This is a genomic window from Paraburkholderia sp. SOS3 (assembly GCF_001922345.1).
Classification (GTDB): Bacteria; Pseudomonadota; Gammaproteobacteria; order Burkholderiales; family Burkholderiaceae; genus Paraburkholderia.
On sequence record NZ_CP018811.1, the window covers coordinates 41,278 to 55,418 of the forward strand.

The 14,141-nt window shown below is 63.3% G+C and carries 12 protein-coding genes; 7 read left to right on the forward strand and 5 right to left on the reverse strand.

Annotated features, from left to right (window positions below; all coding sequences use genetic code 11):
• Positions 1–283: 283 nt before the first annotated feature.
• Positions 284–1,354, forward strand: a complete 1,071-nt coding sequence (locus BTO02_RS00200; RefSeq protein WP_075155301.1) for a glycosyltransferase family 4 protein — start codon at positions 284–286, stop codon at positions 1,352–1,354.
• A gap of 519 nt (positions 1,355–1,873) precedes the next feature.
• On the opposite strand, the gene BTO02_RS00205 is transcribed toward BTO02_RS00200, so the two are convergent.
• Positions 1,874–2,179: an H-NS histone family protein gene (locus BTO02_RS00205; protein WP_075155302.1), complete on the reverse strand. Its 306-nt coding sequence runs from the start codon at positions 2,177–2,179 to the stop codon at positions 1,874–1,876.
• Between the two features lie 559 nt (positions 2,180–2,738).
• On the opposite strand from BTO02_RS00205, the gene BTO02_RS00210 reads away from it, so the two are divergent.
• Entirely contained in the window at positions 2,739–3,017 is a 279-nt protein-coding gene (locus tag BTO02_RS00210; RefSeq protein ID WP_075158482.1) for a PXPV repeat protein, read from the forward strand.
• Positions 3,018–3,195: 178 nt separating this feature from the next.
• Here the strand turns inward: BTO02_RS00210 and BTO02_RS00215 are convergent, their stop codons facing one another.
• Positions 3,196–4,017, reverse strand: a complete 822-nt coding sequence (locus tag BTO02_RS00215) for a Cof-type HAD-IIB family hydrolase (protein ID WP_075155303.1) — start codon at positions 4,015–4,017, stop codon at positions 3,196–3,198.
• A gap of 57 nt (positions 4,018–4,074) precedes the next feature.
• Positions 4,075–4,965: a BadF/BadG/BcrA/BcrD ATPase family protein gene (locus tag BTO02_RS00220; RefSeq protein WP_075158483.1), complete on the reverse strand. Its 891-nt coding sequence runs from the start codon at positions 4,963–4,965 to the stop codon at positions 4,075–4,077.
• A gap of 231 nt (positions 4,966–5,196) precedes the next feature.
• Here BTO02_RS00220 and BTO02_RS00225 point away from each other — a divergent pair, with 231 nt between their 5' ends.
• Positions 5,197–5,832, forward strand: coding sequence for a DNA-3-methyladenine glycosylase I (locus tag BTO02_RS00225; RefSeq protein WP_075155304.1), 636 nt, complete (start codon positions 5,197–5,199; stop codon positions 5,830–5,832).
• Positions 5,833–5,925: 93 nt separating this feature from the next.
• Here the strand turns inward: BTO02_RS00225 and rpsU are convergent, their stop codons facing one another.
• Positions 5,926–6,138, reverse strand: coding sequence for a 30S ribosomal protein S21 (gene rpsU, locus BTO02_RS00230; protein WP_075155305.1), 213 nt, complete (start codon positions 6,136–6,138; stop codon positions 5,926–5,928).
• A 352-nt stretch (positions 6,139–6,490) separates the two neighbouring features.
• Complete coding sequence (locus BTO02_RS34055) at positions 6,491–6,898, reverse strand: hypothetical protein (RefSeq protein ID WP_156883722.1); 408 nt, start codon at positions 6,896–6,898, stop codon at positions 6,491–6,493.
• On the opposite strand from BTO02_RS34055, the gene BTO02_RS00235 reads away from it, so the two are divergent.
• The 4 genes from BTO02_RS00235 (at position 6,897) to BTO02_RS00250 (ending at position 13,892) form a co-directional block, all read left to right on the forward strand.
• The gene (locus BTO02_RS00235; RefSeq protein WP_075155306.1) at positions 6,897–8,339 is read left to right on the forward strand and encodes a flagellin N-terminal helical domain-containing protein; all 1,443 of its coding nucleotides are present in this window, start codon (positions 6,897–6,899) and stop codon (positions 8,337–8,339) included. The two genes, BTO02_RS34055 and BTO02_RS00235, sit on opposite strands and share 2 nt — an antisense overlap.
• Before the next feature lie 312 nt (positions 8,340–8,651).
• Entirely contained in the window at positions 8,652–10,214 is a 1,563-nt protein-coding gene (gene fliD, locus BTO02_RS00240; RefSeq protein WP_075155307.1) for a flagellar filament capping protein FliD, read from the forward strand.
• A gap of 55 nt (positions 10,215–10,269) precedes the next feature.
• A complete protein-coding gene (locus tag BTO02_RS00245) occupies positions 10,270–10,569 on the forward strand; it encodes a flagellar protein FliT (protein ID WP_075155308.1) in 300 nt (99 codons plus the stop codon).
• A 293-nt stretch (positions 10,570–10,862) separates the two neighbouring features.
• Positions 10,863–13,892, forward strand: a complete 3,030-nt coding sequence (locus tag BTO02_RS00250; protein WP_198039165.1) for a tetratricopeptide repeat protein — start codon at positions 10,863–10,865, stop codon at positions 13,890–13,892.
• The last annotated feature ends 249 nt before the right edge of the window (positions 13,893–14,141 follow it).

The window sequence follows — 14,141 nt, forward strand, 5'->3', positions numbered from 1 at the left end:
GTCGAGGCTTGATCGTGACAATTGCAACGACGGTCGTTTCCCGCTGTAACAACATTAAGCGTTTGAAAAATAGGTCGAATTATCGCGCTGGACATCGATAATAGGCCTTAAGGGATAACCCGATTCGGCTTCACGCCGCCATCGGGCGAGCGCACCCAGAGCTTCATCCAGGTCCGGCTCATCGCCGCCTGAGCGCGCCGCCCATCCGTCCGACCGGCATTCGCCTTCCGCTGCGCCTCTTGCGCCGTCGTGCGAAGTAGCCCTTTGAACAGGAGTTCATACAATGCGAATCGCACAAATCGCGCCGCTTTACGAAGCCGTTCCTCCGAAGCTCTACGGCGGCACCGAGCGAGTCGTGTCCTATCTCACTGAGGCACTGGTCGACCTGGGCCACGACGTGACGCTCTTCGCGAGCGGCGATTCCGTGACGTCCGCGAAGCTCGAGGCCGCATGGCCGCGCGCCTTGCGTCTCGATCCGACGATCCGCGACGCCATGGCGCCGCACATGCTGCTGCTCGAGCGCGTGCGCCGTATGGCGCATGAGTTCGACGTGCTGCACTTTCACCTCGACTACCTGCCGTTCCCGCTGTTTTCGCAGATGGACACGCCGTTCGTGACCACGCTGCACGGCCGGCTCGACCTGCCCGAACTGCAGCCGATGTTCGACACGTTCGGCGACGCGCCGGTCATCTCGATCTCGGACTCGCAGCGTCAGCCGCTGCCGCAGGCGAACTGGCTCAATACGATCTACCACGGCCTGCCGGACCAGCTGCTCACGCCGCGCACCGATCGCAAGCCCGAGTACCTGGCCTTCCTCGGGCGCATCTGCCCGGAAAAGCGCGTCGACACGGCGATCCGGATCGCCGCACAGTCGGGCCTGCCGCTGAAGATCGCCGCCAAGGTCGACAAGGTCGACATGGACTACTTCAAGACGGAAATCGAGCCGCTGCTGTCGCAGGCGCATGTCGAATTCATCGGCGAGATCAACGAGGCGCAGAAGCCCGAGTTCCTGTCCGGCGCGAAGGCGCTGCTATTCCCGATCGACTGGAGCGAACCGTTCGGCCTCGTGATGATCGAGTCGATGGCGTGCGGCACGCCGGTCATCGCGTTCAACCGCGGTTCGGTGCCTGAGGTGATCGATCACGGCGTGACGGGGTACATCGTCGAAGACGTGCAAGGCGCTGTGGCCGCGCTCCAGCGCATCGACGAGCTGTCCCGCGAGGAAATTCGCGCGCAGTTCGAAAAGCGCTTCAGCGCAAAGACGATGGCGCAGAACTACGTCGACGGCTATATGACGCTGATCGAAGCACAGCGTCGGCCGATCCTGCGCCGCGTGGCCGCTGCCGCGGGTTAAGACGTCGAGCACGCCGCCACCCATGGCGCCGGCGGGCTTCACCCCTCGGCGCCACACATGCAGGTTCGGCGGGTCCTGTTTCGGTTCGCTCCGGCAATGCGCGTTTCCCTGATCTTTGTGCGGTTTTTCGGGAAAGCATGGGGGAATGCACGGCATACGTTTTCAACGAATTAACCGATGTAAAACGTTTGCGCGTGTTCGTATTGCCGTAGAAGTATGCATGACATGCAAAAGCCGCCTTGCGAAGGCGGCTTTTTTATTGCCTTTGCCTCGTAGCGGCCTACGCCCTTGGTATAGGTAACTCGGCTTACTTGAGCGGACGGTCGTCAGGTTTTGGGGCAAACAGTTTGCCCGAAGGTTTAGGATCGCCTTTGAGAACGCATTAGACTGCTTCTACGCGTTCTTGCGAATTCCGAATTGGCTCAAAGTTGAGTCAGATTTCAGTAGATTCGGAACAGCAATGCGTAACCATGTATGGGATCGGACCATGCACGGTTACGCAATATCCATACACTTCGATTACGACTGGCCGCCGATCAGAAAGCGGTCGCGGCTCTTGCCGGCGATCCATTTCGGCGGTTTGCCGCGCCCGCTCCACGTACTGCCGGATTTGGGATCGCGATACTTCGGCGGCAACGGCGCCTTCTTCGGCGGACGCCCGCGCCGCGCGGCGGCGGCAAAACCCAGGTCCTGCGGCGTCAGACCATACTCGGCGATCTGACGTTGAATCTCGGCGATCACATTGCCCACTTCGATACGGCGGGCTTCCTCCGCCTGCGCTTGCAGCTTGGCGATCTGGCTCTTCAAATCAGCATATTGCGACATTTCGGCCTCCCTTTTTGTTCAACCCCGTCGGTTCGGAGATTAGCGTCGTTTAATAAAGTCCGCAACGGACCATAATCATTTTACGCGAAATCTTCTGATAATTTTTACGGAAGAAACTGATAAATACTCTGCAAATTTTACGAAGAATAAGGGAACGTCGAGTGCGGAATTAACAAAAGTTGACATCCTCTTTCGAAATGCGTCTGTTCGAATGCACTCCAATCTGGATATACCGGCAAATTCGCGGGTTCGGGTTAGGCGCATCGCGACTCGGAGGCGTGTGTGATTCGTCGTGCGCGCCGCTGCGAAGATTAATCGCGCAGCACAGATGTAAGGCGGGTTTACGGTTGACGCAACGCGCAGCTCACCGCCCATGGCAGCACGGCCTGCACGGGCCGTCGGTCATGTCGCTTTGCGGCCGCCCGCTGCTCGCGCACGCGCGCGAGGAGGCAAATCCATGCTTGCACTCCGTAACATCCTGTCTCAGTACTCGGCCGGTCGAATGCGTAGATTGAACCTGTGCGACAGAGATGTCGCGTCGAACCAGGAGGGAACCAACATGAAGCGCATCGTCACTCATCTGCTCGTCGCAGCGGGCCTCGCGGCCGGCGTATGCGGAGTCGCGCAGGCGCATGGCAACGTTGGAATCGGCATTTCGCTGGGCACACCGGCACCGGTCTATGCGGCGCCGCAGCCGGTCTATTACTCGCACTGGAACCATGGCGGGAACCGGTATCGCCATGACTGGAACCGCGGCGACGATCATCGCTGGGAGTACCGCGACCGGGATCACCGCAGCTGGGACCATGGCCGCACGTGGGGCAACTGGCGCGACTAGCGACATAACGAGCACAAACGCCACAGCGGTTGCGTACGCAACGCGTGGTGCGCCGATGCCGGAGCGATACCCGCACAGCCGAAATCGCGGTTCACATCGCGGCCAACATCGCGTCTATTAACTCGTCCGATCGCATAACGGACCCGCTCGCGGGCGCACGGCACGGCGCCCGCGTTTTTCACGACATGACTTCATCAGGCAGTTCGAACAGCTTGCGCAAATGGTGCGCAACGCCCGCTTCGAAGTTATTGCCGATGCGCGGCACCGCGGGCAGCCTTGCCATCAGATCGGGGTTTGCGTTGTTCATCATGAACGGATGGCCCGCTGTTTCGAGCAGATCGATATCGTTCATGTTGTCGCCGAACGCGACGCAGCGCGCGGCATCGATATCGAGGCGGTTCAGCACGACGCGCAGCGCGCGCCCCTTCGACACGTTCGGCGCCATCACCTCGAGACAGTCCGGCATCGAATACGTGACGTATAACGACGCGCCGAATTCGCGTTCGAGATTGGCCGACACTGCGGCGAGATCGCCGGGCTCGCCGATATACAGCACCTTCGCGATATCGCGGCCGTCGTGTGCGTTCAGATCGACGACTTCGTAGGCGAAGCCCGAATCCTGGTGATAGCGCAGCAGATGCGGCGCATCGCGATCGATAAACCACTGCCGGTCCGCGAACAGATTGGCGATCACGCGCCCATGCGCGCCCGTGATTTGCGGTTGCACGAGTCGCTTGACCATGGCGGGCATCAGGTTCTGCGCGTGAATCATCGCGCCGTCGGGCGCGTGAATGCGTGCGCCGTTCGACGTGACCAGATACGGACGGATGCCAAGCACATCGCGAATGCCGGCCACGTCGCAGTAATGACGGCCGGTCGCAATGATGAAATGCAGCCCTTGCGCCTCGAGGCTGCGCAAGGTCGAGACCGTGAACGGATCGACCTGATGGTGGGCGTTGAGCAGAGTGCCGTCGAGATCGGTGGCGATGACGCTATACATGAGGGTGGCGGGCGAACGACTTTCGGAGTTCGTATTTTATCGTCGCCCGCCCGCCGGTCATGCTCGCGCGGAGAATACTTTTGCCGCTTCGCGCTGTGCGAGCTGCAGCGCGCCGTGCGCCGAGTCCGAGCGCGGCGCGCGCAAGCGCGCCTGCAAACGGCCAGGCACGAACTCGCGCAGGGGCACGGACAACCCGCCGCACAGCGCAACGGGCAACGCGTGATCGGGATCGAGCGCATCCGCCAACTGTTCGATCTGCTGACCGGCTTCGGCGAGCAGGCGCGCCGCGACCGGATGTTCGCGATGGGCGAGCACGACCGGCGCAAGACTCGCATAAGCCGTCGTATTCGCGGCGCAGAGCCAGACGACGAGGCTGTCGCGGTCCTGCGCGCCGACCTTCTCGAGCAGGGCGCGCGCGAGGTCGTCGAGCGGTGCGCGGCCATCGAGCGCACGCTGCGCATGCACGATGATGCGCAGCCCGAACCAGGCGCCTCCCGCTTCGTCCGCGCTCGGGTATCCGTAGCCGCCTGCGATCCGGCAGACGCCCGATTCGTCGAGCGCCGCGGCAATGCTGCCGGTGCCGAGCGCAACCACGACACCGGGCACGCCGCCGTGCGCGCCGAGCAAAGTGGTATATGCATCGCTTTCGACGGCAAGGCCGGCCACGGCCGGCGCGCGCTCGCGGAATGCGGCGAGCCAGTCGCGATTGTTCACGCCGGCGAGCCCGCAACCGACCACGCAACGCGACCAGTCGAGCGTGAGCCCGGCGCGCGCAAACGCATCGGCGCTCGCCGCGCCGATCGACTGCCATGCGCGCTCGACGCCGAGCGCGAGGCCCGACGGGCCGCTCGTCGCGATAGCAAGTTCGCGCCCTTGCGCATCGCCGAGTACGACGCGTGTCCCCGTGCCGCCGCCATCGACGCCAATCAGATAGAAGTGCGTATCCATCGGATAAAGTTCATTGAGAGTGGGCAGCGGCCTCGACCGGATGCCGCCATTGCGCAACAGCGCCGCCGCGCCATCGGCACCCGACCGCCGGATGATCGCCGTTCGATGATTGCCGATCGATGATTGCCGATCGACCATCGGCCGGACGGCCGGCTTGCGAACCGATGTCGATCGGCTATGCTTGCAAAGCTTTTCTTCACCCGTTCACATTCACCACGCCGGAGCCGCAACATGACACAGCGCGAGACGCCACGCTGCACCTGGGCAACCAGCGAAGCACTCGCACACTATCACGACAACGAGTGGGGTGTCCCGTCCCGCGACGATCGTCATCTGTTCGAGATGCTGGTGCTCGAGGGCGCGCAGGCCGGCTTGTCATGGTCCACCATTCTGAACAAGCGCGAGGGTTACCGACGCGCGTTCAGGAACTTCGACATCGATGTGGTCGCGCGCTTCACGCCGAAGCAGATCGACGCGCTGATGCTCGACGCGTCGATCGTCCGCAATCGCGGCAAGCTGGAGTCGGCCGTGGCCAATGCGCGCGCGGTCCAGCAGATTCGCGACGAACACGGGTCGCTCGCGAACTTCGTCTGGTCGTTCGTCGACGAAACGCCGATACAGAATGCGTGGAAGTCCTACCAGCACGCGCCCGCCTCGACCGAAATTTCCGACGCCCTCAGCAAAGCCCTGAAGGCGTACGGCTGCAAATTCGTCGGCACGACGATCTGTTACGCGTTCATGCAGGCGGTCGGCATGGTCAACGACCATCAGGCCGACTGCGGATTTCACGCGAAGTGCGCGGCGCTCGGCAAGAAGCGCCGCGCACGCAAGGCGGCAAAAGAGACGAGCAAAGAAAAAGCGGAGTGAACCTGATGGTTCACTCCGCTTCTGAATCTGAGCCCCGCGCTGCCCCGCCAGATTGATGACCTGGCGTTACCGGTGGGGTCGAGCCGCCACTTTTTAGTGGAGCTTCTTCGGCAGCATCTGGCTGCGCAGGCGCTTGTGCAGGCGCTTGACCGCTGCTGCCTTCTTGCGCTTACGCACGGCCGTCGGCTTTTCGTACGACTGACGCTCGCGCAGTTCGGCGATCAGGCCGTTCTTTTCGATGGCGCGGCGAAAGCGGCGGATCGCCACTTCAAACGGCTCGTTTTCCTTCAAAAAAATGGTCGTCATGGAGTTCCTAACTCGATCATTGATACGGTTTCAACTGCGTGAGCAACTGCGCGAGGCAAAGCCGCTTACGCGCCGGCGCTCCGGTGGGATGCCCCGCCGGACTCACAGCCACACGGGCCGGAACGGGGCAAACAGCTTGCGAAGCGGCCCGGAGGCCGGAAAAGAGGTCGGAAGTTCACCGCCGGTGCGAAGCCGCCCAAGAAATTACCAAAGGCGGCGCAGGTAGCAAACTCACGGTCGCCCGGAGGACGATCTCAATCCAATCCGCGATCATAACAGGATTTTAGGTTGTGGACGAGCCATTTTTCCGTTCGTTCAACGACTTGCGGAACATCCATGCACTTTGGGCCGCTCACTGCACCGCAAGGCGGCCATTCATCGATCCATAGGGCATCGATGCCGCAATCGCAAGGACACCACGCGATCTTCCTGCAACGAGGACCGCAGCAGACGCGCAGACACGCCGGCGCACAGCCATTTTTTTAACGCCCGCACATAGCGCTGCTAACAAATTCTTACAAGTGCCGCGCCCGATTCCAAGCAACTGAATCGCAAAGATTTTCGGCCCTGCGCGCAGAAACGGCCCGGAAAGCCTTGATTGGCGCGGCTCTCCAATAATTGCGCGCAATTCTGTTTGCTCCCTCAAGTTTTTTTTCTCAACGCCGTCAACCTTCACTGAGGCGGCCAGCAATGAACGAGTGCTTCCGCCGATCTCAACGTTGCCATGTTTCAAGACTAACGCCTCTACGGAGAACCACATGTCTCTTTCTATCAACAGTAATATTCCGTCGCTGGTCGCTCAGGAGAACCTGAACGGTTCCGGCAGCGCCCTGTCGCAAGCCATCACCCGCCTGTCGTCGGGCAAGCGCATCAACAGCGCGGCGGACGACGCAGCCGGCCTCGCCATCTCCACCTCGCTGCAAACGCAGATCAACGGCCTGAACCAGGGCGTGTCGAACGCGAACAACGGCGTGTCGCTGGTGCAAACGGCCAGCACGGGCCTCGCGCAGATCACGGCAAGCCTGCAGCGCATCCGCTCGCTGGCTGGCGAAGCAGCAGGCGGCACGCTGACGACGGCCAACCAGCAAGCACTGCAGCAGGAAGTCACGCAGCAGATCGCCGAAGTGAACCGTATCGCTTCGCAAACGCAATTCAACGGCATCGACCTGCTCGGCGGCGGCGCTGGCGTGATTCAGGTGCAGGTTGGCGCGAACGTCGGTCAGACGGTTTCGCTCGATCTGAGCCAGGGCGTCTCGGCAGCATCGCTCGGCGGCGGCTTCGTGCAGAAGGGCAACGTGCTCGGCACGATTACGAACCTGAACCTCGACTCGAACGGCGCGGAAACGTCGGGCGCAGGCACGATCACGTCGGTCAACATCGTTTCGGACGGCAACGGCGGCTTCTCGTTCACCGACCAGAACGGCAACGCAATCTCGTCGACGGCATCGGCAGCCCTGTTCTCGACGACGACGACCAACGGCGTCTCGTCGCTGTCGCTGAACAGCACTGGCGCGCTCACGCCGGACAATGAACTTGCCGCCATCTCGAGCGCTGCCGCAGCCGGCACGGGTGCGGACGACGGTACGGTCTTTGGCGTGATTTCGGGCATCAACGTCGACGCCGCAACGGGTAAGGACGCAGCCACAGGCGACACGAACACGATCACGTCGGTGACGGTCGAATCGGACGGCAAGGGCGGCCTCAAGTTCATCGACCAGCACGGCAAGGCGCTCTCGTCGGGCGCGGAGGCAGGCCTCTTTGGAACGGGCGCCACCCCCGATCTCACCGCGTTCGCCAACGAGCCGACCAGCACGATCGGTTCCACCGCAGCTGGCGCGCAGCCGACGGGCTCGGCGCTCGCGAACATCAACACGTTGAACGTGCCGACGTCGGTGTCGCAGATCGACATCAGCTCGACGGAAGGTGCGAACAACGCGCTGAACTCGATCGACAACGCGCTCGCCGCCATCGCCAACATCCAGGCATCGCTCGGTGCTGCACAGAACCGCTTCAGCGCGATTTCGCAATCGCAGCAGAACGAGTCGACCGACCTCGCAAGCGCGCAGTCGCAAATCACGGACGCCGACTTCGCGCAGGAAACGGCGAACCTGAGCAAGGCGCAGGTGCTGCAACAAGCCGGCATCTCGGTGCTCGCGCAAGCGAACTCGCAGCCGCAGCAAGTGCTGAAGCTTCTGCAATAAGATTCGCCGACGGCGAATCGAAGGGCAGTAGAAAGTAGTCTGTAGCGAGCAGTACGCTGTACGCCCGCGGGTGAGCCGGCAGTTCATGCAGTACGGCTCATCCGCGGGCGCGTCTCGAGGGGCCAGGCCCCGCCTCGAACACTCGCGAGACACAAGCCGACGCAAAACGTCGCGCAATCAGATCGTCAGGCTATTGCAGCGCTGACGAAGCAAAGAATAACCGAACAAAGCAGTACGGCGACGCAGGTCTGCGTCGCGAACCCGGATCGTTGCACATCAGCTGGCCCGACGGGGCCGTATGGAGCCTCTCAGATGAGTTCACCCATTGCCTCCCAGGCAGCCGCCGCCGCCGCGGCAGCAGCAGCAGCCGTCAAGCAGGCCGCCGATTCGTTGATCTCCGGCTCGACCGGCAGTTCGCTCGACGTCAATTCGCTCGTGTCGGCGCTGGTGAAGGCGAAAACCGCGGGTCCTGCAGCCGCGATCTCGGCGCAGGCCCAGAGCGACAAGACCGAAATCACCGGACTCGCCACGCTGTCGGCCGCCATGTCGGGTCTGCAGTCGGCCATGGCGCCGTTTCTGAACGGCAATGCGCTTGCATCGTTCAGCGCGACCTTGAGCGGCGACGGGGTAACGGCGAAAGCCGGCGATGGCGCATTGGCGGGCAACTACTCGCTCGACGTCAAGCAGGTTGCACAGGCACAGTCGATCACTTCCGGGACGTTCTCGAACGCCGACGCGGCTGCGCTGGGCTCGGGCTCGCTCACCATCTCGCTAGGCGACGCCTCGAGCTCGAAGTCGTTCCAGATCAACGTCGATTCCTCGAACGACAGCCTGCAGCAGATCGCGGACGCGATCAACTCGGCATCCGACAACCCCGGCGTCAAGGCCACCGTCATCACGGGCGCGAACGGCCAGTCGATCACGCTGCAGTCGACCACCACCGGTGCATCCAAAACGATCAGCATCAGTTCGAGCGCCACCAGCGGCCCGCTGTCGCAACTGGCGGTGACGTCGTCGCCCAGCACCGATCCGAATGCGCCGGCCGGTTCGTCGGCAATCAGCTCGACCGGCAATTTCTGGACGCAGAACACGGCGGCTCAGGACGCGCAACTGACCATCAACAACAACCTCGTCACGAGCTCGACGAACACGATTACCGGCGCGCTGCCCGGCGTGACGCTGACGCTCGATCCCAACAACACGAAAACGGTCGGCGCGCAAACGCTCACGATCGCGTCCGACGACAGCTCGGTCGAAGGCGACGTGTCCGCGTTCGTCTCGGCCTACAACGCCGTGATCGACCAGCTCAACACGCTCGCCGCGCCGGGCACGGCGGGCGTGCAGGGCAGCGGCGGCCAGCTGCTCGGCGACGAAATGATCAACCAGATCGGCGCGGCGCTCGGCAGCATCGTGGGCGGCAAGGTATCGAGCGGCGGCTTGCAGGGCACGCTCGCGTCGCTCGGCATTTCGTTCCAGCAGGACACAGGCGGCCTGCCGTTCGCGGAACTGCAGATCAACGCCGATCCGAACCTGCCGACGCTCGACGACGTGATCGCGACCAATCCGGGGCTCGTCAGCACGCTGTTCAACGATACGAACGGTATCGCGACGCAGCTGAATTCGCTGATGGACACATACACGAGCGATAGCGGTATTATCTCGTCGCGCACGGACGCGCTCACCGCCGATATCTCTGCGCTCTCGAAACAGCAGGACGATCTGAACGATTTTTCCGCGCAGTTGACGTCGCAATTCAACGACCAGTTCACGGCGCTGAACACGCTGCTGGCCCAGACACAGCAGAATCAGACCTACCTGACGGCGTTGTTCGGCGGCAGCAACAGCAACGGCGCGCTGGCGCAGAACAGCAAGTAGGTCGCAAGCAAGCGGCAAACAGGCGGCGGTTCACCAACGAGGAGTACGCAAGGCCATGGACCAGAATCAATTGCTCGAGCGAGTCGTCGGGCTGACGCAGATGATCGAGGAAGCTGCGGCAATTTCCGACTGGCCGCGCGTCGCTCGTCTGATGGAGCGGCGCACGCCGCTGCTCGAATCGCTGACGTTGCCGACGTCTCCCGCCGCGCTGCAGGCGCTGCGCCGCGTGCAGGCATCGATCGAAGGGCTGCGTTCCCGCGCGATCACGTCGCGCGCAGAGCTCGAAACGGAATACAGTACCGCTGTGCGCGGCGTGCAGGCTGCCAACGCCTACACGCGCGTCGGCATGCTTTGATGCAACGGCATACGCATAGCCGCCAGGCATCCACCGAATATCGATAAGAAAAACGCGCCGTGACAGGCGTGCTCGTTCAGCTCAGGCCCGCTTCCGGCGGGCTTTTTTTATGGGCGCGCGACATCGCCATGGGCGAAATCGACGGTACGCGCCCCTACGCCCCGAAAAACGGGTGAATCCGGCATCTGCTCGTGGGATCGTCCCACGCTCGAGTCTCTAGACTTGTCCATGGGGCACTGCGCGCTCAGGCATATCGCGCTGACGTTCGATGCCCGATGCCCGGAGCAGAACCCATGACACTCGACGCCACCCTGCAGCAGGCCGTGCAACACCATCAGGCGGAAGCTTTCGCGGAAGCGGAACGGCTATATCGCTCGATCCTGCAAGTGCAGCCCGATCATCCGGAGGCGAATCACCATCTCGGCATGCTCGCGGTGCAGCTCGAGCAGCACGCGATGGGCTTGCCCTTTCTGAAGGCCGCGGTCAAAGCCAGCCCGCGGCACGCCGAGTTCCGGCGCGACTATGTCAATGCGCTCGAAGCGGCGGGCCAACACGACGAGGCCGCGCATGTGCGCGAGGGTGGCAGCCAGTACAGCGCGCCCGCGAACGCGGGGTTTGTCACCGGCATTCATACGAACGAAACGATCAACGGCGCGATCAACGGCGCGGCAGGCGATGCCACGAACGGCGCAGGCGCAACGCCGACGAACGGCGCGCCGGCGTCCTCCGAGGCCGACGTCCTCGCCGTCGAATTCGTCGAAACGATTGCCTTGCTGAGCGCCAAAGGCGATCACGCGGGTGCCGAAGCGCTCGCGCAGCAGATGGTGCGCCTGCTGCCCGAACACGGCTTCGGCTGGAAAACGCTCGCGCACGCGGCGCTGCGGCGCAGCGATCTCGACGGTGCGCGAGTTCCGCTTCAGCACGCGGTGCGGCTGATGCCGCACGACGAACCGCTGCGCAATCATCTGAACGCCGCGATGGCCATGCACAACGCGCGCGCGCTCGACCAGGCGGGACAGTACCAGGAAGCCGAGCGGCTCTACCGGATCGTCGTCGCCTGCTATCCGCAGTACCCGGACGCGCTCCACAAGCTCGCTGTCGTGCTGATCCGCCAGCATCAGCCCGATGCGGCCGTGCCGCTGCTCGAGAACGCGATCGGCATCGCGCCGAATCAGCCGCAGTACTGGATGAACTATGTCGATGCGTTGCTGCAATCGGGCCAGACAAAGGCCGCCTGGCTCGCGCTCGAAATGGGCCAGCAACGCGGCATGACCGGACCCGCCGTGGACGCGATCATCAACCTGATGACGACGATCACCGCGCAGAATCTCGAGATCAGGCCGGAACCGATCACGCAGCAGCCGCGCATCGAAGCCACGCCCGCGCAGAACGATGCGGCCGCGTCGGCATTGGCCTTGGCAACGGCAGCGCCCGCGCGCCGCGCGCCGCGGCCCGGCGCCGCCGGCGGACCGATGCCGTCGCAACGCGAATGCGACGAGGCGATCGCGCATTTCAACAAGGGGCGGCTCGACGAGGCAGTCGCCGCCGGCCGGTCGCTGACCGAGCGGTTTCCGTCGCTGCCGCTCGGCTGGAAGGTGCTCGGTTGCGGCAGCTACCGGCTCGCGAACTATGACGATGCGTTCGGCGCGCTGCAGAAGGCAAGCGAACTGGGACCGCTCGACGTCGAAGTGTTGCAGGCGCTCGTGAGCCTGCTGATGGCGAAGAACATGCATAAGGATGCGGAAGCGCGCTGTCAGGCGATGCTCGACATCGAGCCCGACCACCCGGAAGGCCACCGCATCATGGGCATCGTGCTGCTGACGCAAGGCCGCCTCATGGAAGCGGAGCAACATGCGCGCACCTCGGCTGCGACGTCCCCCGATGCATCGGGCACGCAGGTCACGCTCGGCGCGATCCTGCTGCAGCAAGGGCGGCATGCCGAAGCCGCGACGGTATTCCGCCGCGCGCTGGAACTGGATCCCTCGCACAACACCGCCTTCGAGAATCTGAACTTCTGCCTGACCCACGTCGAAAACGTGGCACCGGAAGATCTGTTCGCCGAACACGTCCGCTACGGCGAGCATTTCGAAAAGCCGCTGAAAAAGCGTTGGAAACCGCATCGCAACCGGAAAGATCCGGACCGGCCGTTGCATGTGGGCTTTATCTCGGGCGACTTCCGCGGCCATGCGGTGGCCAACTTTATCGAGCCGGTGCTCGAGCGGCTCGCGAACGACCGCAGCGTGATTCTGCATGCTTACTCGAATACGCCGGGCGAAGATCAGGTAACCGACCGGCTGCGGCAGCACTTCGCTCATTGGCACCACATCTTCGGCACGCACAATGACGTCGCGGCCGAGCAGATTCGCGCCGACGGCATCGACATCCTGATCGACCTCGCGGGTCACACGGCCAACAACCGGCTGCTCGTGATGGCGCATAAGCCTGCTCCGGTGCAGGCGAGCTGGATCGGCTATCCGGGCACGACCGGCCTGACCGCCATCGACTACTTCCTGGCCGACCGGTTCTGGGTGCCGTCCGACGAATTCCGCAGCCGCTTCACCGAAAAGATCGTCTACCTGCCGGCGATGGCGCCGTTCAAGCCCGAAATGCTGTGCCCGCCGGTCAACGGGTTGCCCGCGCTGCGCAACGGCTATGTGACGTTCGGCAGTTTCAACCGCATCGAAAAGCTGCGGCGCGATGTGATCGAGTTGTGGGCGAAGGTGCTGCATGCGGTGCCGGGATCGCGCATGATGGTCGGCTCGATGCCGAAAGACAGCGTGCCCGAAGAGCTGATCGGCTGGTTCGCGGACGCAGGTATCGGGCGCGAGCGGCTCGACTTCAAGCCGCGCGCGTCGGTGGCTGTTTATCTGCAGCAGCACTATCACGTCGACATCCTGCTCGACACGTTCCCGTTCACCGGCCTCACGACGACAATGCAGGCCTTGTGGATGGGCGTGCCGATACTGACGATGCCGGGCCGCACGGTACCGGGCCGCAGCGGCGTGACCGCGCTGTCGCACGTCGGGCTTGAATCGTTCGTCGCCGATGGCGTCGACGATTACGTGAAGAAGGCGGTCGCGCACGCGAGCGACGTGCAGGCGCTCGCGACGTTGCGCGCGGGCATGCGCGCGCGCTGCGAGGCGTCGCCGATGTTCAATCCGGATCTGATCGCGACAAGCTTCACGCAGGCGCTGCGCGTGATGTGGCGCAGATGGTGCGAAGGCAAACCGGCTCAGATGTTCGACGTGTCGGAACTTGCCCAAGCGGCACCGACGTCTCGCGCGAAAGATCAGGAAGCTGCGGGGACGATCGCTGTTCGATGAGCGAGTCGTTCGCCGGTGCATTTCACGCGTCGGTCGCCTCGGTCAATCAGAGCCAGCGAGAAAACAGAAACGCCGTCTGCGATCGAGATCGCAGACGGCGTTTTCTTTGATGCGTTGATGCGTTGATGCGTGTCTGCGCCAGCTAGCGGCAAGCGCACGTTCAGGATTGCGCGACGCGCAGATTCCGGAACGCAGGGTTTGCGGCGCCCTCGCCGATCTGCTGGTTCGCCGCTTCGATCGCACGACGCT

Excerpts from the sequence above, each read along its gene's own strand:
- BTO02_RS00200 (WP_075155301.1), top strand. The coding sequence starts at position 284 with ATGCGAATCGCACAAATCGCGCCGCTTTACGAAGCCGTTCCTCCGAAG.
- BTO02_RS00250 (WP_198039165.1), top strand. The coding sequence starts at position 10,863 with ATGACACTCGACGCCACCCTGCAGCAGGCCGTGCAACACCATCAGGCG.
- BTO02_RS00220 (WP_075158483.1), bottom strand. The coding sequence starts at position 4,965 with ATGGATACGCACTTCTATCTGATTGGCGTCGATGGCGGCGGCACGGGG.
- rpsU (WP_075155305.1), bottom strand. The coding sequence starts at position 6,138 with ATGACGACCATTTTTTTGAAGGAAAACGAGCCGTTTGAAGTGGCGATC.
- BTO02_RS00225 (WP_075155304.1), top strand. The coding sequence starts at position 5,197 with ATGACACAGCGCGAGACGCCACGCTGCACCTGGGCAACCAGCGAAGCA.
- BTO02_RS00245 (WP_075155308.1), top strand. The coding sequence starts at position 10,270 with ATGGACCAGAATCAATTGCTCGAGCGAGTCGTCGGGCTGACGCAGATG.
- BTO02_RS00215 (WP_075155303.1), bottom strand. The coding sequence starts at position 4,017 with ATGTATAGCGTCATCGCCACCGATCTCGACGGCACTCTGCTCAACGCC.
- BTO02_RS34055 (WP_156883722.1), bottom strand. The coding sequence starts at position 6,898 with ATGTGGTTCTCCGTAGAGGCGTTAGTCTTGAAACATGGCAACGTTGAG.
- BTO02_RS00235 (WP_075155306.1), top strand. The coding sequence starts at position 6,897 with ATGTCTCTTTCTATCAACAGTAATATTCCGTCGCTGGTCGCTCAGGAG.
- BTO02_RS00205 (WP_075155302.1), bottom strand. The coding sequence starts at position 2,179 with ATGTCGCAATATGCTGATTTGAAGAGCCAGATCGCCAAGCTGCAAGCG.
- BTO02_RS00210 (WP_075158482.1), top strand. The coding sequence starts at position 2,739 with ATGAAGCGCATCGTCACTCATCTGCTCGTCGCAGCGGGCCTCGCGGCC.
- fliD (WP_075155307.1), top strand. The coding sequence starts at position 8,652 with ATGAGTTCACCCATTGCCTCCCAGGCAGCCGCCGCCGCCGCGGCAGCA.